The sequence below is a fragment of the uncultured Roseobacter sp. genome (assembly GCF_947493125.1).
GTDB lineage: Bacteria > Pseudomonadota > Alphaproteobacteria > Rhodobacterales > Rhodobacteraceae > Roseobacter.
On the sequence record NZ_CANLQB010000003.1, the window covers coordinates 243,500 to 261,769 of the forward strand.

General features: G+C 60.3%; 18 protein-coding genes and 1 tRNA gene. 16 read left to right on the forward strand and 3 right to left on the reverse strand.

The features are described 5' to 3' along the window. Positions 1-87 precede the first annotated feature (87 nt). The 4 genes from ccoG to ccoS are packed head-to-tail and all read left to right on the forward strand — an operon-like array spanning position 88 to position 4,335. Complete coding sequence (gene ccoG / locus Q1A71_RS07635; protein WP_299673680.1) at positions 88-1,518, forward strand: cytochrome c oxidase accessory protein CcoG; 1,431 nt, start codon at positions 88-90, stop codon at positions 1,516-1,518. Beyond that, positions 1,518-1,991 carry a FixH family protein gene (locus Q1A71_RS07640; RefSeq protein WP_299673682.1) on the forward strand — a complete coding sequence of 158 codons (474 nt, stop codon included), beginning with the start codon at positions 1,518-1,520 and terminating at the stop codon, positions 1,989-1,991. The genes ccoG and Q1A71_RS07640 overlap by 1 nt, the downstream gene beginning before the upstream one ends. Continuing rightward, a complete protein-coding gene (locus tag Q1A71_RS07645) occupies positions 1,988-4,177 on the forward strand; it encodes a heavy metal translocating P-type ATPase (protein ID WP_299673684.1) in 2,190 nt (729 codons plus the stop codon). Before Q1A71_RS07640 ends, Q1A71_RS07645 begins: the two co-directional genes overlap by 4 nt. Beyond that, on the forward strand, positions 4,174-4,335 hold the full coding sequence (gene ccoS / locus Q1A71_RS07650; RefSeq protein ID WP_299673686.1) for a cbb3-type cytochrome oxidase assembly protein CcoS: 162 nt from the start codon (positions 4,174-4,176) through the stop codon (positions 4,333-4,335). Before Q1A71_RS07645 ends, ccoS begins: the two co-directional genes overlap by 4 nt. Before the next feature lie 8 nt (positions 4,336-4,343). Here ccoS and Q1A71_RS07655 read toward each other — a convergent pair whose 3' ends face one another. After that, positions 4,344-5,789 carry a D-alanyl-D-alanine carboxypeptidase family protein gene (locus tag Q1A71_RS07655; protein WP_299673688.1) on the reverse strand — a complete coding sequence of 482 codons (1,446 nt, stop codon included), beginning with the start codon at positions 5,787-5,789 and terminating at the stop codon, positions 4,344-4,346. A 220-nt stretch (positions 5,790-6,009) separates the two neighbouring features. Continuing rightward, positions 6,010-6,717 (reverse strand): HAD family hydrolase, encoded by a 708-nt coding sequence (locus Q1A71_RS07660; RefSeq protein ID WP_299673690.1) that lies wholly within the window; start codon positions 6,715-6,717, stop codon positions 6,010-6,012. Positions 6,718-6,804: 87 nt separating this feature from the next. Here Q1A71_RS07660 and clpS point away from each other — a divergent pair, with 87 nt between their 5' ends. From clpS to hemF, 4 genes are all read left to right on the forward strand, one after another. Beyond that, positions 6,805-7,146: an ATP-dependent Clp protease adapter ClpS gene (gene clpS, locus Q1A71_RS07665; protein ID WP_299673692.1), complete on the forward strand. Its 342-nt coding sequence runs from the start codon at positions 6,805-6,807 to the stop codon at positions 7,144-7,146. A gap of 4 nt (positions 7,147-7,150) precedes the next feature. Then, positions 7,151-8,143: a methyltransferase gene (locus Q1A71_RS07670; RefSeq protein ID WP_299673694.1), complete on the forward strand. Its 993-nt coding sequence runs from the start codon at positions 7,151-7,153 to the stop codon at positions 8,141-8,143. A gap of 36 nt (positions 8,144-8,179) precedes the next feature. Then, positions 8,180-8,980: an SDR family oxidoreductase gene (locus Q1A71_RS07675; protein ID WP_299673696.1), complete on the forward strand. Its 801-nt coding sequence runs from the start codon at positions 8,180-8,182 to the stop codon at positions 8,978-8,980. Between the two features lie 74 nt (positions 8,981-9,054). Continuing rightward, a complete protein-coding gene (gene hemF / locus Q1A71_RS07680; protein ID WP_299673698.1) occupies positions 9,055-9,948 on the forward strand; it encodes an oxygen-dependent coproporphyrinogen oxidase in 894 nt (297 codons plus the stop codon). A 15-nt stretch (positions 9,949-9,963) separates the two neighbouring features. Here hemF and hemC read toward each other — a convergent pair whose 3' ends face one another. Continuing rightward, positions 9,964-10,914: a hydroxymethylbilane synthase gene (hemC, locus tag Q1A71_RS07685; RefSeq protein ID WP_299673700.1), complete on the reverse strand. Its 951-nt coding sequence runs from the start codon at positions 10,912-10,914 to the stop codon at positions 9,964-9,966. Positions 10,915-11,016: 102 nt separating this feature from the next. On the opposite strand from hemC, the gene hemE reads away from it, so the two are divergent. The 8 genes from hemE to Q1A71_RS07725 all read left to right on the forward strand — a co-directional run bounded on the left by hemE (position 11,017) and on the right by Q1A71_RS07725 (position 18,232). Continuing rightward, complete coding sequence (hemE, locus tag Q1A71_RS07690; protein ID WP_299673702.1) at positions 11,017-12,051, forward strand: uroporphyrinogen decarboxylase; 1,035 nt, start codon at positions 11,017-11,019, stop codon at positions 12,049-12,051. Positions 12,052-12,104: 53 nt separating this feature from the next. Continuing rightward, positions 12,105-12,181: transfer RNA gene (locus Q1A71_RS07695), tRNA-Met, on the forward strand. A gap of 231 nt (positions 12,182-12,412) precedes the next feature. Then, on the forward strand, positions 12,413-13,450 hold the full coding sequence (locus Q1A71_RS07700) for a TRAP transporter substrate-binding protein (protein ID WP_299673704.1): 1,038 nt from the start codon (positions 12,413-12,415) through the stop codon (positions 13,448-13,450). A 60-nt stretch (positions 13,451-13,510) separates the two neighbouring features. Further along, a complete protein-coding gene (locus Q1A71_RS07705; RefSeq protein WP_299673706.1) occupies positions 13,511-14,011 on the forward strand; it encodes a TRAP transporter small permease in 501 nt (166 codons plus the stop codon). An 11-nt stretch (positions 14,012-14,022) separates the two neighbouring features. Beyond that, on the forward strand, positions 14,023-15,342 hold the full coding sequence (locus Q1A71_RS07710) for a TRAP transporter large permease (protein WP_299673708.1): 1,320 nt from the start codon (positions 14,023-14,025) through the stop codon (positions 15,340-15,342). A 115-nt stretch (positions 15,343-15,457) separates the two neighbouring features. Further along, the gene (locus Q1A71_RS07715) at positions 15,458-16,987 is read left to right on the forward strand and encodes a benzoate-CoA ligase family protein (RefSeq protein WP_299674312.1); all 1,530 of its coding nucleotides are present in this window, start codon (positions 15,458-15,460) and stop codon (positions 16,985-16,987) included. Beyond that, positions 16,987-17,805 (forward strand): alpha/beta hydrolase, encoded by an 819-nt coding sequence (locus tag Q1A71_RS07720; RefSeq protein ID WP_299673710.1) that lies wholly within the window; start codon positions 16,987-16,989, stop codon positions 17,803-17,805. Before Q1A71_RS07715 ends, Q1A71_RS07720 begins: the two co-directional genes overlap by 1 nt. After that, a complete protein-coding gene (locus Q1A71_RS07725; RefSeq protein WP_299673712.1) occupies positions 17,789-18,232 on the forward strand; it encodes a DUF309 domain-containing protein in 444 nt (147 codons plus the stop codon). Before Q1A71_RS07720 ends, Q1A71_RS07725 begins: the two co-directional genes overlap by 17 nt. Positions 18,233-18,270: the final 38 nt, after the last annotated feature.

Sequence of the window (18,270 nt, forward strand, 5' to 3'; positions counted from 1 at the left end):
CCCGCCGAACCGGGGCCGGATTTGCGGTAAGCCGCCGCAGATACACGCCGGCCCCGACAGCTTCTTACCCTATCCGCAAGGACAGCCGTGACAGATCAAGCGCCGCCTCCCAGCCTCTACGCCGCTCGCGAGCCGATTTTTCCGCGCCGCGTTTCGGGGTCGTTTCGCAACCTCAAATGGGTGATCCTCGCGGTCACCCTCGGCATCTACTACCTCGTGCCCTGGATCCGCTGGGACCGCGGACCAGAGTTGCCCAACCAGGCCGTGCTGCTCGATCTGGCAAACCGGCGCTTCTACTTCTTCTGGATCGAGATCTGGAGCCACGAGTTCTATTTCGTTGCCGGGCTCTTGATCATGGCGGGGTTGGGGCTCTTCCTCTTCACCTCCGCCTTGGGCCGCGTCTGGTGCGGCTATGCCTGTCCGCAGACCGTCTGGACGGATCTGTTCATCCTCGTTGAACGCTGGGTCGAAGGAGATCGCAACGCCCGCCTGCGGCTGCATCGGCAAGCGAAAATGGATGGGCGCAAGCTGCGGTTGCGGCTGACCAAATGGGTTCTCTGGCTGTTGATTGCCGTGGCAACCGGTGGGGCCTGGGTTTTCTACTTCGCCGATGCGCCGACACTCTTTGTCGATCTCTTCACCGGGCAGGCGCACGCTGTGGCCTACATCACCGTCGCGATCCTGACGGCGACGACCTTCGTCTTCGGCGGCTTCATGCGGGAGCAGATCTGCATCTACGCCTGCCCCTGGCCGCGCATCCAGGCCGCGATGATGGACGAAGACACACTCACCGTCGCCTATCGTGAATGGCGGGGCGAGCCGCGCAAACACAGCCAGGAGGCCAAGACACAGCCGCAGGGCGACTGCATCGATTGTATGGCCTGCGTCAACGTCTGCCCCATGGGCATCGACATTCGCGACGGACAGCAGCTTGAGTGCATCACCTGCGCGCTTTGCATCGACGCCTGCGATGATGTGATGGAGCGTATTGGCAAGCCGCGGGGGCTGATCGACTATATTGCCCTGTCTGACGAAGAGCGGGAACGTGCCGGCGCCGAACCGCGAGCAGTCTGGAAGCACGTCTTCCGTCCGCGCACACTTCTCTATACGGCGCTTTGGAGCGGTGTCGGTGTCGCTCTTCTCGTGGCGCTGTTCATCCGCGCAGAGATCGAGATGACCGTGGCTGCCGTGCGTAATCCGACGTTTGTCACGCTCTCCGACGGCTCGATCCGCAATACCTACGACATCCGCCTGCGTAACAAGAACAACGATGAGCGGCTTTTCCGCTTGTCGCTCGCCGGTGATCCGGCACTGCGGATCCAACTTGAGGGCACACCTTACGGGTCAGTCGATGTCCCCGCCGACACCTCCCTGTTGCAGCGGGTTTATGTCATCGCCCCGCCGGGGTCTGACCCCGCCGAAGCCGCGCGTACCGATCTGCGGTTCTGGGTTGAGGATCTGACGAATGGTGACCGTGCCTACAAGGACAGCAGCTTTAACGGCAAAGGAGACGAGTAATGACATCAGCGCCCAAACAACTGACAGGTCGCCATGTGGCCTTGATCTTCGTCTCGGCCTTCACCGTTATCATCGGCGTCAACCTGACGCTTGCCTATAACGCGCTGAGCACCTTTCCCGGCCTCGAAGTGAAGAACTCCTATGTGGCCAGCCAGACGTTCGATGAAAACCGTGCCGCACAGCAGGCGCTCGGCTGGTCGGTGCTGGCACAGGCTCGCGGCGATGACGTTGTCCTGTCGATCACAAACAGCGCGGGTCGGCCAGTCGAGGTGAATGAACTGGAGGCCACGTTGGGGCGCGCGACCCATGTGCGCGATGATCAGACGCCAGCCTTCGTCTTCGACGGAACGGCCTATGTCGCGCCCGCGACTCTCGCACCCGGCAATTGGAACCTGCGGATGAAGGCCGTCGCGGATGATGGAACAGTCTTTCAGCAGCGTGTCATCCTGCACGTTCCCCGAGCCAAGTCGTGACGACCGTCACCACAAATACGGCGGTTGCCTGTCCGGGGTGCCTTGCCGGGCCCGTTGATCCCATCGATGCACCATCAAAAGATGCGCGGATCCTGCTGTCCTTGCCGACGGTCCATTGCCAGGCCTGCATCGCCAAAGTCGAGCGTGCCCTGAATTCGTACTTGGGCGTGACTTCGGCCCGTGTGAACCTGACACTGAAACGGGCCATGATCGAGGCGGCCCCCGAGGTCGAGACCGGCACCCTGATCGATCTTCTTGCCGATGAAGGGTTTGAAGCCCACGAACTGGACGCCGGTGCCCTCAGTGAAACGACGACCCGGACGGCGGGGCGGGACCTGCTCATGCGCCTCGCTGTGGCCGGCTTTGCCTCGATGAACGTGATGTTGCTGTCCGTGGCCGTATGGTCCGGCGCCGAAGACGCGACGCGCGACCTCTTCCATTGGATTTCAGCGGCCATTGCTTTGCCCGCCATCTCGTTCTCGGCGCAGCCGTTCTTCGTGAATGCCTGGCATGCGCTGCGTGTCGGCCGGCTTAACATGGATGTGCCGATCAGCCTCGCAATCGTCCTGGCCTTGGTCACGTCGCTCTGGGAGACCTGGCTCTCCGGCCATCATGCGTATTTTGACGCCGCGCTGACGCTGACGTTCTTTCTGCTCGCGGGGCGTTGGCTTGACGCGCGCGCCCGCTCTGCAGCCCGCTCTGCTGCGGAGGAATTGACAGCTCTTGAGGTTCCGCGCGCATTGCGCTGGTCCGAGAATGGCCCTGTCGAGGTCGCTGTTTCGGAGTTGCAGGTGGGTGATCGTGTGCTGGTGCGCCCCGGCGCGCGCGCGCCGGTTGACGGCGAGGTTGTGAACGGTCAGTCGGAGGTGGACCGGGCCCTGCTCACCGGAGAGACCCTGCCTGAGCGGCGATGCCCCGGAGACATGATCAGCGCGGGTGAGGTCAACCTGACCGGGCCGCTGACCCTTCGTGCGACGGCCGTCGGTCAGGATACCTCGCTACAGCGCATGGCGGCTCTGGTCACCATCGCGGAAAGCGGTCGGTCGCGTTACACATCCTTGGCGGACCGCGCGGCGAAGCTCTACGCACCGGGCGTTCACATCTTGTCAGCCCTGGCCTTTATCGGATGGTTGATTTGGTCGGGCGACATGCGGGTCTCGTTGAATATTGCGGCGGCTGTTCTGATCATAACCTGCCCCTGCGCGCTCGGGTTGGCCGTGCCAGCCGTCACAACCGCGGCCTCAGGGCGCCTGTTTGGCCAAGGGCTTCTGATCAAGAGCGCCACAGCGCTTGAGCGGCTGGCCGAGGTCGACACCGTCGTGTTCGACAAGACCGGAACGTTGACCACCGGCAAGCCCCAACTGACCAATTGGGACGATTTGCAGGCACAGCAAAAGGCGGTCGCATATGCTTTGGCACTGGGGTCTCAGCACCCGTTGTCGCTGGCGATTGTCGAGATGGCGCGCGCTCAGGGCTGTGAGCAGGTACAGCTGTCAGATACCAGCGAAATACCGGGGTTTGGTGTCGAGGCATCTTTTGGATCGGAGAAGGTGCGCATGGGGCGGCCCGACTGGATCGGCGTTGTCTCGGATGGAGACGAAATCTGTACTGCTCTGCAGGTGGGCGGTGCGGCGCCGATCCTGCTGACCTTCACTGACACGGCGCGCTTGGGGGCTGATCAGCTTTTGACAGCGCTGAAGGATCAGGGGTTTGACGTCGTGCTGTTGTCAGGTGACCGGACCGCAGCCGTCGAAGCCTTTGCAGATGCGCTTGGGATTGATGAGTGGCACGCGAGCATGTTGCCGCAAGAGAAGGCGGAATTCGTTGCGGAGCTTGGTGATCAGGGGCGCCGCGTGCTGATGGTCGGTGATGGCCTGAATGACACAGCCGCGTTGGCCTCCGCGCATGTCTCGATCAGCCCCGCACAGGCGCTTGATGCCGCGCGCGCAGCCTCTGACATGGTCTTGCTTGGCCAGACCCTGTCTCCGATTGCCGATGCGGTTGCGGTGGCCCGGCAAGCCACACGACGCATCCGCGAGAACTTCCAGATTGCCACTCTCTACAATGTCATCGCAGTGCCTTTGGCCGTGGCGGGGATGGCGACACCGCTCATAGCGGCGCTGGCCATGTCAACATCCTCTATCTCGGTGTCGCTCAATGCGCTGCGAATTGGAGGACGTCGATGAACGTTTTGGCCTACCTGATCCCCATCTCGCTCATCCTCGGAGGCTTGGGCCTTCTGGGGTTTCTCTATACGCTCAAGTCACGCCAGTATGATGATCCGGAGGGCGACAGTCGTCGGATCCTCAGCGATACCTGGGACGATTATCCCAAAGACGACTAGGCTGGTCGTCAGGACGGTCCAACCATCTGGCAGCTGATATTTCTGGCTGTGAGCCTGCGGCAGGCAAGATCTGCGCTTTCTTGCGTCATGCCCAGGAAATTCGCTTCAAAGCCCGTCGGCTTCTTCACAACCTTGCGCAACGTACCTTCCAGCGTGGTCATCTCTGCAAGGGCTGTCGTGACCAAGGCGCGTTCCGCATTGTACCGCGTGGTGTAGCGGCCGACGTTTACGCCCCACTGATGCCCCCCGGATGTCGACAGGCGTGTCACGACTTCATTCTCCTCCGCGGCGCCTTCTGCCTCGGCCAGGGTTTCATCTGCAGGTCGCAGGATGGGCCGCAGGCTGACACCAGCCAAGCCGTTGGAGGCTGACGCCGTCGTTGGCGCGGGCTCGATCGGGGTTTCTTGTGCTGCGATCAAAGCCATTTGAATGTCAGAGGACAGAACGCCGCTGGTGCTGGCCTGCGCCGCTGCGGGAGGGGGCGTCGTTGCGGCTGGTGCCGCGGCTATCAAGCTGCCCGCTCTCATCTGAGGGCGTAGGCTGGTTCGGGTAAGCCCACTCGTACGCACGATTTTTCCGGCTCCACCACGGACGTACGCCGGTTTCTTGGGTTTGCGCAAGGTGACCCGCGAGGGTGCGCGCTTGAACCCCATGTCGAGCAACTCGGCCACACGCGCATTCCGCGCGCTTGTGGACGTGCCGCCAAAAACCGTCGCAATGATCCGCTCGCGGCCGCGCTCGGCGGAGGCGACCAAGTTGAACCCTGCAGCGCGCGTGTACCCGGTCTTGATACCGTCTGCGCCACGATAGGCTGACAACAGTCGCCGATTGGTATTGGCAACTTCGCGCACGCCTGCGTTGGTCGAGCGGCGCGAAAAGAGATTGTAGTACTCCGGATAGTCATACAGCACATGACGGCCCAGGATCGACATGTCACGCGCCGTCGACAGATGGCCGGATTCGGTCAGGCCGTGCGCGTTCTTGAAGGTCGTTCTGGTCATGCCCAAGGCTTTGGCTGTGCGGTTCATCCGGCGTGCAAAGGCAGCTTCGGAGCCTTCCAAGGCCTCACCGATGGCCGTCGCCGCGTCATTGGCAGATTTCACGGCAGCGGCGCGGATCAAGTAGCGAAATGCGATTCGCTGCCCCGGCTTGAGTCCAAGCTTGGAGGGAGGTTCAGAGGCTGCAAACCGGGAAATCTTGACCTTGGTGTCGAGTGTGATTTCGCCCTGCTCAACAGCCTGGAAAGCAATGTATAGCGTCATCATCTTGGTGAGAGAGGCCGGGTGCAGGCGTGTGTCGGCATTTCGAGAGTGCAGGACCTCGCCGGATCGTGCATCCATGACGTAGGCCGCGTAGGGTGCTGCCACCGCACTCAGCGGCACGATGACCAACATCCATAAAGCTGCCAGAATAAATAGCCCGTACCGGGCCGGCACCGCGCGCCGAACCTTCATGATAACCTGCCTTTTCTGCCTCACGCCGCCGATTAGTCGACTGGCTATTTTATTGTGTGCGAGACTAACACAGCTTTGGATTTCTATAAAGTCTTTGATTTAAAGTATTTGCGTTAAGTTTTGATGAACCCGAATCCACATCTGGGGGGCCAACACCCTAGGCCCCCAAAAAGGAGGATTGCCGGTGTATTGAAGATGACAACCATTTGGTTGCGTCGGTTCAGGACGACTCAATTAGCCGGATCAGATCAGGCAGTTCGGCAAGGCTGGTCAAACTATGGTACCGATCATTGCGAGCCGGTGGTGCGGCCCGTTCCATGTCCCACTCGTGTTCATGGGGGACGAAGACACCCCAGCCACCCGCTTCGATCATCGGCAAGACATCGGAACGCAAGGAGTTGCCCACCATCATGCCTTGGTCGGTGACCGTCCCGTAGCGCGCGAAGATTTCAGAATAGACCTGCGGGGTTTTGTACGAAACGATTTCCACGCCATCAAACAGATCGTCCAGCCCGGACTGTGCCAGTTTGCGTTCCTGATCGAGCAGGTCGCCTTTGGTGATCAGCAGAATGCGGTGCGTTTCGCGGGCGCACTCGACGGCCCGGCGGGCATGCGGCAGAAGGTCGACAGGGTGACGGAGCATTTCGCGGCCTGCATCGAGGATCTCCGCGATAACCGGTGCGGGGACCTGACCGCCGGTGACTTCGATTGCAGTTTCGATCATCGACAGTGTAAAGCCCTTCACGCCAAACCCATAGTGACCCAAGTTGCGTTTCTCAGCTGCCAGCAGGCGCTCCAGCAGGCTGTCGCGGTCGGTGAAGTCGGAGAGAAGGCCGGCGAAGTGGGCCTGGGTCATCTGGAAGAAACGCTCGTTGTGCCAGAGCGTGTCATCGGCATCAAATCCGATTGTGCTCAGCCGCTGACCCACGGTGCTCGCCCCTTTTCTAAATGTTCAGACAGTTTATATAGAGCGCTCAACGACTCACCACGACCTAAACGCAGATCAGGAGCAGAAATGCACCGCGATGCAATGATGATGGCAGACCGATCAGACGATGACGGCGACACGTCGATCCTGACCGCGACCAAGCCGAAGACGAAGCGCCCGCCGCTCTACAAGGTGCTGTTGCTCAACGACGACTTCACACCGATGGAATTCGTTGTACATGTGCTAGAGCGGTTCTTTGGCCTAAACCACGCGCAAGCCTTCGAGATCATGTTGACCGTGCACAAGAAGGGCGTTGCGGTGGTGGGTGTCTTCAGCCACGAGATTGCCGAGACCAAGGTGGCCCAGGTCATGGATTTTGCACGGCGTCATCAGCACCCGCTGCAATGCACGATGGAAAAAGAAGACTGAGCGCGTGATCGACGCCCGGCTATCGCTCGCGCTTGATCAAGGCGGGCTGGAGTTACCATCGCGGGGCAGACTGGGCGTTTTCAACCCGCCGGTCGGCGCATCGCTTCCGGGCCTTCCGAAGGACCGTGCCCAGATCATAGCGGATTTCAAGCCGGACGTAGATCAGTGGCGGCATCGTGGATATGACTGCGTGGTCGAGCCTCAGCAGCTATACGGCTTGAGTATCGTCTCTCTGCCGCGCGCGAAGACGGCGGCGCGCGCACTGGTCGCCGAGGCGGCGTCTCGCACCGACGGAACCGTGGTGATCAACGGGCAAAAGACTGATGGAATTGACAGTCTGCTGCGCGATGTCCGAAAGCGAACCGATATCGCCGGGCCGATCAACAAGGGCCACGGTAAACTCTTCTGGATCGCGGCAGGAGATCGAAATCCCTTTGAGGATTGGGCGTCGGGGCCCGTATTGACCGATGGTGGGTTCTGGACTGCACCGGGTGTCTTCTCGGCAGATGGCATCGATCCTGCCTCGGCACTGCTGGCGGCTTCACTGCCTGAGACTCTCGGTTACCGCGTGGCCGATCTCGGTGCCGGATGGGGGTTTTTGTCAGCGCATGTTCTGACGCGATCAGACGTTGAAGAGCTACACCTGGTCGAAGCGGGTCATGTGGCGCTGGAGTGCGCCAAACGCAATGTCACTGACCCGCGCGCGCGCTTTCATTGGGCTGATGCAACAGACTGGCGCCCATCAGACCACGTCGATGCCGTTGTCATGAACCCGCCATTCCACGTCGGCCGCGCAGCCGAGCCGACCTTGGGTCAGGCTTTCATACAGGCGGCGGCAAAAATGCTGACATCCCAAGGCCAGCTTTGGATGGTGGCCAACCGGCATTTGCCTTATGAGGCGACGCTAAATGCGTTCTTCGCGAAAACCACGGAACTGGCGGGCGACAGGCTTTTCAAGCTGTTCCATGCCAGCCGTCCACGTCGTACACCAGCCTGACGCCACCGCGATGAAGACGTACCACAGGGGGCCCTGATGTCATTCTCTATCAACGGTAAAACAGCGATCGTGACCGGTGCCGCGAATGGCATTGGCTTGGCCATAGCACGTCAGTTCGCAGACCGCGGTGCCAATGTCATGTGCGCGGATATGGACGAAAGAAAACTTGTCAGCGAATGGGGAGATCAGGCCGAAGATGGCAATCTGCGCTATTTCGCGGGCGATCTGCGCCAGCGCCTCACAATCGCCAATCTGGTCTCTGCGACAATAGATGCGTTCGAGCGCGTGGATATTCTGGTCAACGCCTCAAGGCAGGTCATGCCGACAGACGCGCTGAATGTCGACGACACGTCCGTCGGTGTTCTGCTGGATCAAAACCTCATGACGTCCTTGAGCCTGATCCAGCAGGTGGCAAAGCGCATGATCAAGCAAGGCGCAGATCAGCCCGAAGGGCAGCTGGGGTCGATCATCAACCTCAGCTCAATCGCCGCACGCCACACACGACCCGAGCTGATGGGATACTCGATTGCCTGTGCAGCGCTTGAACAGATGACCCGCTCGATGGCATTGGCGCTGGCGCCTGAGCGCATTCGCGTCAACGCGGTGTCATTCGGGTCTGTGATGAGCGCATCGCTCAAGTCATCCGTGATCGAGAATGCAGATTGGCGCGAAGATATTCTGGATCACACACCGCTTGGGCGCATCGCTGGACCATCCGAGCTTGCGGACGCGGTTCAGTTTTTGGCGGCTGATGGATCAGGTTTCATAACCGGGGAGGTGATCACGGTCGATGGCGGCCGTAGCCTTCTGGATGTCGTGTCTGCACCTGCGCACTAAGAATTGCGGCTTTTCGTCCCTGCCCGTTCCGCGCTACAGAGGGTGTCAGGACAGATTGACACATTGGACGATGGATGACCGACAGCTTTGAGACCGAAAAAACCCGTGCTTCCGCTTGGTTCCGCAGCCTGCGCGATGAGATCGTCGCGGCATTTGAAGCCTTGGAGCAGGATCACGGAGAAGGGCCACTTTCGGAGGCGGCGCCCGGCAGGTTCGACGTGACCGAAACGCAGCGCAAAAGCGACGATAGGACGGACGCGGGCGGCGGCCTCATGAGCGTGATGCGCGGTGGTCGCGTGTTCGAAAAGGTCGGTGTGAACGTCTCGACCGTCTACGGCACATTGGGTGCGCGGGCGCAGATGGCGATGGCCGCGCGAAAGGGAATTCCTGGCATGAAGGAGGATCCGCGGTTCTGGGCCTCCGGCATCAGTCTTGTGGCGCATATGAACAATCCACATGTGCCCGCCGTGCATATGAATACACGCATGTTCTGGACACCGCACGCCTGGTGGTTCGGTGGGGGGTCCGACCTGAACCCGTGCATCGAATATGACGAAGACACCGCGCATTTTCACGCGCAGCAAAAAGAGAAGCTGGATCCGCATGGATCCGAGCTCTACCCACGGCTCAAGGACTGGGCGGATGAGTACTTCTTCGTGCCTCACCGCAACCGGGCTCGGGGCGTTGGCGGCATTTTCATGGATGACCATTGTACCGGGGATTGGGAGAAGGATTTCAGCCTGACTCAGGATATCGGTCGCGCCTTCCTGCCTGCCTTTGTTCCGCTGGTTCGCAAGCGCCGCATTCAGACGTGGTCAGATCAGGACAAAGACGCTCAATTGGTACATCGGGGCCTGTATGCGGAATACAATCTTGTCTATGACCGCGGGACCAAGTTTGGCCTTGAGACAGGCCATGATGCCAACGCTGTCCTCATGAGCCTGCCACCATTGGCCAAATGGGTCTGACCTAGACGCGGCGCATCAGCTGTGGTGCCAGTCGAAGAAATCTGCCCCAGCTCTGGCGAGTAGTTCTTTTGCGAGATCCTCTCCCATCCGCGCCCCGTCTGTTATGCTGCCATCCCGGGCTCCTGCGATCGCTTCCGATCCGTCAGGGCGCAGCACTTCGCCCCGCAGATGCAGGCGATCACCGTCCAGTTCGGCAAGGCCGGCAATGGGCGTTTCGCAGGACCCATCCAGCGTGAGGAGAAAACTGCGTTCGGCGATCAAGCGATGCCCGGTGGGCAAGTCGTGGACGGCGGCCAGCAAAGCGGCAGTGGTTTCATCCGCGACCCGCCGCTCGATACCTATGGCGCCTTGGGCAACTGCGGGCAGCATGTTGTCTGGATCAATTGGCGTGGCAGGGACCTCGTCCATCTTGAGACGATTTAAGCCAGCTGCGGCGAGGAAGGTGCATTCGGCCACGCCATCTCCAAGCTTCTTCAGTCTGGTTTGGACATTACCACGAAACTCTACGACCTGCAGATCGGGGCGACGATTGAGCAACTGCGCCTTGCGCCGCAAGCTGGACGTTCCAACGACAGCACCTTCGGCAAGTTCAGAGAGGTTTTTCAGCCGTGGTGAGACGAAGGCATCGCGTACATCTTCCCGCGGCAAAAACGTCTCCAAGACCAGCCCGTTGGGCTGCACTGTCGGCATGTCCTTCATAGAGTGAACCGCGATGTCAATTTTTTCTGACAGCAGGTCCTCTTCGATTTCGCGTGTAAACAGCCCCTTGCCGCCAATGTCTTTCAAGGGGCGATCCTGGATCGCATCACCGGTCACCTTGATCACGACAATCTCAAAGCAATCATCATCAAGATCAAAGGCTTGGCGCAGTCGGTTACGCGTCTCATATGCCTGAGCCAACGCCAGGGGAGAGCCGCGGGTGCCAATTTTGAGAGGTCTATCGGGTGTTGGGAGCGTCACTGTCATAGCGATATCTTTAGGCGCGTCAATTTCTCCTGACAACCCGTCAGCGTCTTGACAATGGCGCGTCGGACACCGACCAACGTGCCAAGACAGATGAGGATGATCATGGCTGCGACAAAACCGATCCTGCGCGCGCTTGCGGGTGAAACTCTCCCGACACCACCGATTTGGATGATGCGCCAGGCGGGCCGGTACCTGCCCGAATACCGGGCGACTCGGGCGCAGGCCGGGGACTTTTTGTCGCTTTGCTACAATTCGGAGCTTGCAGCCGAAGTGACCCTGCAACCGATCCGACGGTATGCCTTCGATGCGGCGATCCTCTTTGCGGATATCTTGTTGTTGCCGCAGGCTTTGGGGGCCGATCTTTGGTTTGTGACGGGAGAAGGGCCGCGCCTGTCGACCATCCAGACGCAGGCCGATTTCGATAAGCTGCGTCCGGTCGATGACATCCACGAGACGCTGGGGCCGATCTACGAGACCGTGCGCATTCTGCGTCGCGAGTTGCCGTCGGAGACAACCCTGATCGGGTTTGCGGGAGCGCCCTGGACTGTGGCCACTTACATGATCGCGGGACGCGGGACCCCGGATCAGGGGCCCGCCCACGCATTGATGCAGGAAAACAGACCGCTCTTCGAGGCGCTCATTGCGCGTTTGACGGCGGGGACAATAGACTATCTCGCCGCGCAAATCGATGCTGGGGTCGAGGTGGTCAAGATTTTCGACAGCTGGGCTGGCTCGCTCAAGGGAGATGCGTTCCAGCGCTACGCGCTTGAGCCCGCACGCGAGATCACGAAGGCATTGAAAGAGCGATATCCCGGCATCCCTGTGATCGGTTTTCCGCGGGAGGCGGGGGACAGCTATATCGGCTTTGCGAAGGCTACCGGGGTCGATTGTGTTGCGCTCGACAATTCCGTGAGCGCAGATTGGGCCGCCAAACATGTGCAGGTCGACGGTTGCGTACAGGGGAACTTGGCCAGCAGCCATATGGTGACAGGGGGTCAGGCGCTGGTTGATGAGACACGGGCGATTGTCACCGCACTGTCCAACGGACCTCATATTTTCAACCTTGGGCACGGCATCACGCCCGATGCAGATCCCGACAACGTCCAGCGAATGATTGACGCTGTTCGGGCTCAATAACCTTGATTTCTGGGTTGACGCGCTCAGCCCGGCGGACTAATCGAAGCGCTCGTGGCGTTATAGCTCAGTTGGTTAGAGCGAACGACTCATAATCGTTAGGTCGGTGGTTCAAGTCCACCTAACGCCACCAACTCGCCCTCCTGTTCTCTGCCTGCGCTCCCAGCTCTGCCTGCCGTCGTTTGGTTGGGTGGCGATAACGTGGCCGGCGGGGTGACGCGGAGCTGAGAACTGGCCTCGGATGGCGGAGGCGCGATGACAAACCCGGGTGACATCCCGATAGATCTGCAATAGCAATTTGACAGGGAAGACGAGTCAGAGGCCGCAAAACGCGAGGCCCGGCTGGGATTAGGGAGGAACCGTCATGACGATTTCACGCAAAACATTTCTGGGTATGGCCGCTGCCGCAATGATGATTGGCTTGGGCGCGCCTTCTGCCATGGCGCAGGAGGTTACGCTGCGTCTTCATCAATTTCTGCCGCCACAGGCCAATGTGCCCAAGCTCGTGCTGGATGTCTGGGCCGACAGTGTGGAGGAAGACAGCGGCGGGCGCATCAAGGTGGAGCGGTATCCGTCGATGCAGCTGGGCGGCAAGCCGCCTGAGCTTATGGATCAGGCCATCGACGGGGTCGCGGATATCGTCTGGACCGTGGTCGGATATACGCCGGGTCGCTTCCCCTCGACCGAGGTGTTCGAACTGCCCTTCATGATGACCAATGCAAGGGCCGCCTCCCGCGCCTATTGGGAGATGTTCGAGACCCACATGAAAGACACGGAATTCAAGGACGTTCATATCCTTGGCACCTGGGTCCACGGACCGGGCTTGATCCATGCCAACAAGGAGGTGCGCAAGCCCTCCGATATGGACGGTCTGAAGATTCGCGGAGGCTCGCGCCTGGCCAATGCTTTGCTGCAAAAGGTTGGTGCGACACCTGTCGGCATGCCCGTACCCGCAGTGCCGGAAGGGTTGTCCAAAGGGGTCATCGATGGCACCACGATCCCATGGGAAGTCACAGCGGCCCTGAAGATCCCCGAACTGGTGGATAACCACACGGAATTCACTGGAAATGCGCTTTACGTCCTGACCTTCGTGCTGGCCATGAACAAGGACCGTTACGAGGGCCTGCCCGATGATCTGAAGAAGGTGATCGACGACAACTCCGGCCTGGAGTTCTCTGTGTTTGCAGGGGGAACGCAGGCCGATGCCGATGGGCCCGCACGTGAGGCAGCCGCTGCACGGGGCAACAACATCGTCACGCTGACCGAAGAGGAAACCGCTGCGTGGCGCGACGTTGCGCAGCCGATCTACGACGAATGGGTGGCAGAAATGAACGAGAAGGGCATCGACGGGCAGGCCTTGATTGATGAAGCCCGCATGCTGATCGACAAATACACCGAGTAATCGCGGTATCGGCTGGCCCGCAGTGTCGCACCGCGGGCCTTTCTTCTGACGGAGCTCTCTATGCATCAGGCCGTGCAACTGCTCGCCCGCGGGACAGCGATCATCGGCGGTCTTGTTCTGGTCGGGCTCGTCGCCCTGACAACTGTGTCAACAGCCGGCCGAGAGCTGGGGCTTGGCGAGGTCAACGGCAGCTACGAAATCCTCGAAGCGGGCGTGGCCTTTGCCATCTTCTCCTTCTTTCCGATTTGTCAGTTGTATGGCGCGCATGCGACAGTTGACATCTTCACATCCAGACTGCCGGACCGGGTGAACCGCGCCATCATTGCGTTTTGGGAGCTCGTCCTGACCGCCGCACTTCTGCTGATCAGCTGGCGTCTTTATGAAGGGATGCAACGCTATATTGGCAATGGCGAGACGACGCTGTTTCTGCAGTTTCCGGTCTGGTGGGGCTATGCGTTCAGCTTTGCAGCCTGCGTCGTGACCTGCATTGTCGCAATCTACTGCGCTGTGCTGCGAGTGCGCGAGGTCGTGAGCGGGCGCACCTTGCTGCCGACGGCCTGAGGACCAACGGCGTGAGCAACCTTGAACTTGGGTTTTGGTCCTTTCCGGTTCTGCTGCTCATGGTGTTTCTGCGTGCGCCGATCGGGTTGGCCATGCTTCTGTGCGGCTTCGCGGGGTGGTATTTTGCCATGGGCGGCAATCCCAATGTCCTGCTGAACAAGCTGAAGTCCGAAACCTATACGCAGTTTTCCAGCTACTCCCTGTCGATCATCCCGATGTTCCTCTTGATGGGGCAGTTCGCGACGCTCTCAGGCATGTCGTCCGCTCTGTTCAAAGCGGCCGAGAGCTTTTTGGGCCACCGCAGAGGAGGCGTTGCAATGGCGTCGGTGGGGGCCTGTGCAGGCTTCGGTGCGATCTGCGGCTCCTCTCTTGCGACAGCGGCCACCATGTCCAAGGTCGCCTTGCCTGAGCTGCGCCGTTATGGGTACTCGGGCGGGTTCTCCACCGCTACGCTGGCTGCGGGTGGGACGCTGGGCATCCTGATCCCGCCGTCGGTGATCCTCGTGATCTATGCAATTTTGACGGAGCAGAACATTGCCAAGCTGTTTCTGGCCGCGTTCATCCCAGGAATCATGGCGGCGCTGGGATACATGCTCACCATCTCGCTCTACGTTCGGCTCTATCCCGATGCCGCGGGCACGCGACCACCTCAGCCCATGTCCGAACGCTGGGCGGCCTTGGCGGAGACCTGGCCTGTGCTGGTGATCTTCGGGCTGGTTGTCGGCGGTATCTATCTGGGGTGGTTTACTCCGACGGAAGGGTCAGCCATCGGAGCGGCAGGCACCGGGCTTGTCGCGCTCTTGTCTGGCAGTTTGAATTGGGCCGTCTTCCGCGACAGCCTCTTTGGGACGGCCCGCACCACGGCGATGATCTTCTTCATTGTGCTGGGCGCGAGTTTTTACAACAGCTTCCTCGCGCTGTCCGGTGTGCCGCAGTTCATGGCCGATTGGGTCCTGGCCCAAGGCTTCAGCGCTTGGTTCGTCCTCTCGGTGATCCTTGTCTTCTACCTGATCTTCGGCTGTCTGATGGACAGCCTGTCCATGATCCTGCTGACTGTGCCGATCTTCTTCCCGGTGATCGCGGCGATGGACTTCGGCATGTCACCGGAGCATCTGGCGATCTGGTTCGGCATCCTTGTGCTGATTGTGGTTGAGGTCGGGCTGATCACACCACCTGTGGGTATGAATCTGTTCGTCATCAACGCGATGGATCGGCAAACACCCATGACCGAGACCTACAAGGCCGTCCTGTTCTTCGTCGGATCGGACATTGTGCGGGTGATTATCCTCGTGATGTTTCCGGCGATCACGCTCTTCCTGCTGCCCGGCTGAGACGGCATGCACGAAAGTGCAAAGCAGTATCCGACAACTTGCAGCGCTCGAACACGCGTGCACTAATGCAGGTGCGTCACGGGGGGCCGGGGAGAGCGATGTGATCGGGACTGATATGAACGCGGCCAGCTACTTTGTTGACCGGCACCTGGCGGAGGGCCGATCCGAGCGGGTTGCGTACCGGGAAGCGATCACTGGTCGGTCATTGAGCTATCAACAATTGGCCGATGGAGCGGGACAATGCGCGGGCGCCCTGTTGCGCGCAGGGCTTCGACCGGAAGAGCGTGTTGCCATGCTGATGCTTGACACAATTGAGTTTCCGCAGGTTTTCTTTGGCGCTCTGAAGTGCGGCGTCATACCTGTCCCGATCAACACTTTGCTCGCAGGCCCGATCTACGATTCCATTCTTCGGGACAGCCGTGCCGCCGCGCTGATCGTATCGGCGCCGCTCTACGAGGCGGTCAAGCCTGCTCTGGACGGTAACGCTTACATTCGCGCGGTCGTCGTGGTCGGCGGGCCCGCGCCCCTAGGCGGCATGGACTATGAGACCTTCATGTCCGGGGCGGAGACGCTGCCGACGGCGAATGTCAGTGCCGATGAAGTCGCCTTCTGGCTCTATTCCTCTGGGTCCACCGGTCGACCGAAGGGCGTTCAACATGTTCATTCCAGCTTGAAGGCGACGGCTGATACCTACGGTGCTCAGGTTCTTGGCCTGACCGCAGAGGACACGGTGCTGTCCGCTGCCAAGCTTTTCTTTGCCTACGGTCTCGGAAATGCGATGACCTTCCCACTGGCCGTTGGTGGCACGACGATCCTGTTTTCAGGTCGCCCAACGCCCGGAGATATGATCGCGACGCTGGAGGCGGAACAACCCACGGTGTTTTGCGGCGTGCCCACGCTTTATGCCGCGCTGGTGGCCGAGATGGATAAGTCCGGCGTGCCTGAGGTGCCTCTGCGCCGCTGTATCTCGGCAGGCGAGGCCCTGCCGGAGGACGTAGGGCGGCGCTGGAAAGCGCACACGGGCGTCGATATCCTCGACGGTGTCGGATCTACCGAGATGCTGCACATCTTCCTGAGCAACACAGTTGACGATCTGGAATATGGCACCTCGGGAACGCCGGTGCCGGGATACGACGTGCGGCTTGTGGACGACTCGGGTCGTGATGTCGGGGACAATGAGATTGGCGAACTTCTCGTGACTGGCGGGTCCGCAGCAGCAGCCTATTGGAACCAGAGGGACAAGTCGCGCCGCACGTTTGAAGGCCTCTGGACACGAACAGGCGACAAATACGAACGCCGCGCGGATGGCCGCTACGTCTACTGCGGGCGTACGGATGACATGTTCAAAGTGTCGGGTATCTGGGTCTCGCCCTTTGAGGTTGAGCAGGCTCTGGCAAGCCATCCCGCTGTGATGGAAGCTGCTGTGGTCGCTGCGAAGGACGGTGATGGGTTGGACAAACCCAAGGCATTCATTGTGCTCGAGGCCGAAGCGCCGGCCGACCTCGAAGCCCAGCTGGTTGAGCATGTAAAGTCGCGCGTGGGCAAGTGGAAGTATCCACGCTGGATCGAAATTGTGGAGGATCTGCCCAAGACCGCGACGGGGAAGATCCAACGGTTCAAGCTCCGCGAGCCAGAGGCATATTGATGGACTGGAGCGCCACACCGTCCTCGCCCCTTGACGTAGGAGGCGTTCGGTTGGAGTACAGTTGCCACGGACCGCACCCTGGTACGGGGCCAACGCTTGTCCTTTTGCACGAAGGTTTGGGGTGCGTCACGCTCTGGCGGGATGTCCCCACGCGGCTCTCACAGCGAACTGGCTTGGGTGTCTTTGCTTACTCACGGCAGGGATATGGGCAGTCGGACCCGGTTTCTTTGCCGCGTCCCCTTGACTACCTCACCCAAGAAGCCGTCTCCGTGCTCGGCCCGGTTATCGACGCGGCAGGTCTGGGGGATGTCATCTTGGTCGGGCACTCAGATGGCGGCACCATCGCTGCAGAATATGCCGGATCGGTCAGCGACCGGCGGGTGCGTGGGCTCATTCTGATCGCGCCGCATTTCTTTGCGGAACCACAGGGCGTCGCCGCGATTCGTGCTGCGGGGGCGAAGTTTGGATCGGGCGATCTTCGCGACAGGCTTGCCCGCCACCACAAGGATGCTGATCGGGTGTTTTGGGGGTGGCACGATGCGTGGACCAACCCGGCCTTTGCCGATTGGGATGTGACCGATGCCATAGACCATTGGCGCGTTCCTGTTCTGGCCATCCAGGGCGCGGAGGATGTCTATGGCAGTCTCGCGCAAATCGACGAGATAGAGGCTCGAATCTACGCGCCTCTTGAGACGAAGATCATAGAAGGATGCGGCCACGCTCCACATGTGGACTGCCCTGAGGCAACTCTGGATACGATCACAGAGTTTTGCGCGCGGTTGCTTCGGCTCGAGCAGGACCATGTCGCTCTGGCCTGAGTTGCGGCCCCACTGGCGACCGCCTCACGCCTATATTCCTGGCAAAACCGCAAGACATCCGGAGGACTGGTTCGATCAGATCAAGGCATCGGTCGCCGGTGTGCCGCCAAGCCGTTTGCACCATACGGTCGCGTTTCAGACCGGTCTTGCCTACTTTGGGGAGGGGTTTTTCTGGGAATGTCACGAGGTGCTTGAGGCGGTGTGGATGCGCACCGCCGAGCGCAGCGTCGAACGTGCGCTTGTCGTCGCCTTGATCCAACTGGCTAACGCACGCCTTAAGCTTGAGATGTCGCGACCAAGAGCGGCCCGGCGGCTGTGCGATATCGTCGATACTCATCTGTGCCGATGTGAGGGGCACCGACGCGTTCTTGGGGTGGGAATCGCGGATCTGACCAAGGAACTGACTGAGACACGAGACTCCCTTTAGGTGCACTATAAATCATAAATTGATCACTTTGCACAAGT

Excerpts from the sequence above, each read along its gene's own strand:
- Q1A71_RS07715 (WP_299674312.1), top strand. The coding sequence starts at position 15,458 with ATGAACGCGGCCAGCTACTTTGTTGACCGGCACCTGGCGGAGGGCCGA.
- hemE (WP_299673702.1), top strand. The coding sequence starts at position 11,017 with ATGGCTGCGACAAAACCGATCCTGCGCGCGCTTGCGGGTGAAACTCTC.
- Q1A71_RS07675 (WP_299673696.1), top strand. The coding sequence starts at position 8,180 with ATGTCATTCTCTATCAACGGTAAAACAGCGATCGTGACCGGTGCCGCG.
- Q1A71_RS07720 (WP_299673710.1), top strand. The coding sequence starts at position 16,987 with ATGGACTGGAGCGCCACACCGTCCTCGCCCCTTGACGTAGGAGGCGTT.
- hemF (WP_299673698.1), top strand. The coding sequence starts at position 9,055 with ATGACCGACAGCTTTGAGACCGAAAAAACCCGTGCTTCCGCTTGGTTC.
- Q1A71_RS07640 (WP_299673682.1), top strand. The coding sequence starts at position 1,518 with ATGACATCAGCGCCCAAACAACTGACAGGTCGCCATGTGGCCTTGATC.
- Q1A71_RS07725 (WP_299673712.1), top strand. The coding sequence starts at position 17,789 with ATGTCGCTCTGGCCTGAGTTGCGGCCCCACTGGCGACCGCCTCACGCC.
- Q1A71_RS07655 (WP_299673688.1), bottom strand. The coding sequence starts at position 5,789 with ATGAAGGTTCGGCGCGCGGTGCCGGCCCGGTACGGGCTATTTATTCTG.
- ccoS (WP_299673686.1), top strand. The coding sequence starts at position 4,174 with ATGAACGTTTTGGCCTACCTGATCCCCATCTCGCTCATCCTCGGAGGC.
- clpS (WP_299673692.1), top strand. The coding sequence starts at position 6,805 with ATGCACCGCGATGCAATGATGATGGCAGACCGATCAGACGATGACGGC.
- Q1A71_RS07700 (WP_299673704.1), top strand. The coding sequence starts at position 12,413 with ATGACGATTTCACGCAAAACATTTCTGGGTATGGCCGCTGCCGCAATG.
- hemC (WP_299673700.1), bottom strand. The coding sequence starts at position 10,914 with ATGACAGTGACGCTCCCAACACCCGATAGACCTCTCAAAATTGGCACC.
- Q1A71_RS07705 (WP_299673706.1), top strand. The coding sequence starts at position 13,511 with ATGCATCAGGCCGTGCAACTGCTCGCCCGCGGGACAGCGATCATCGGC.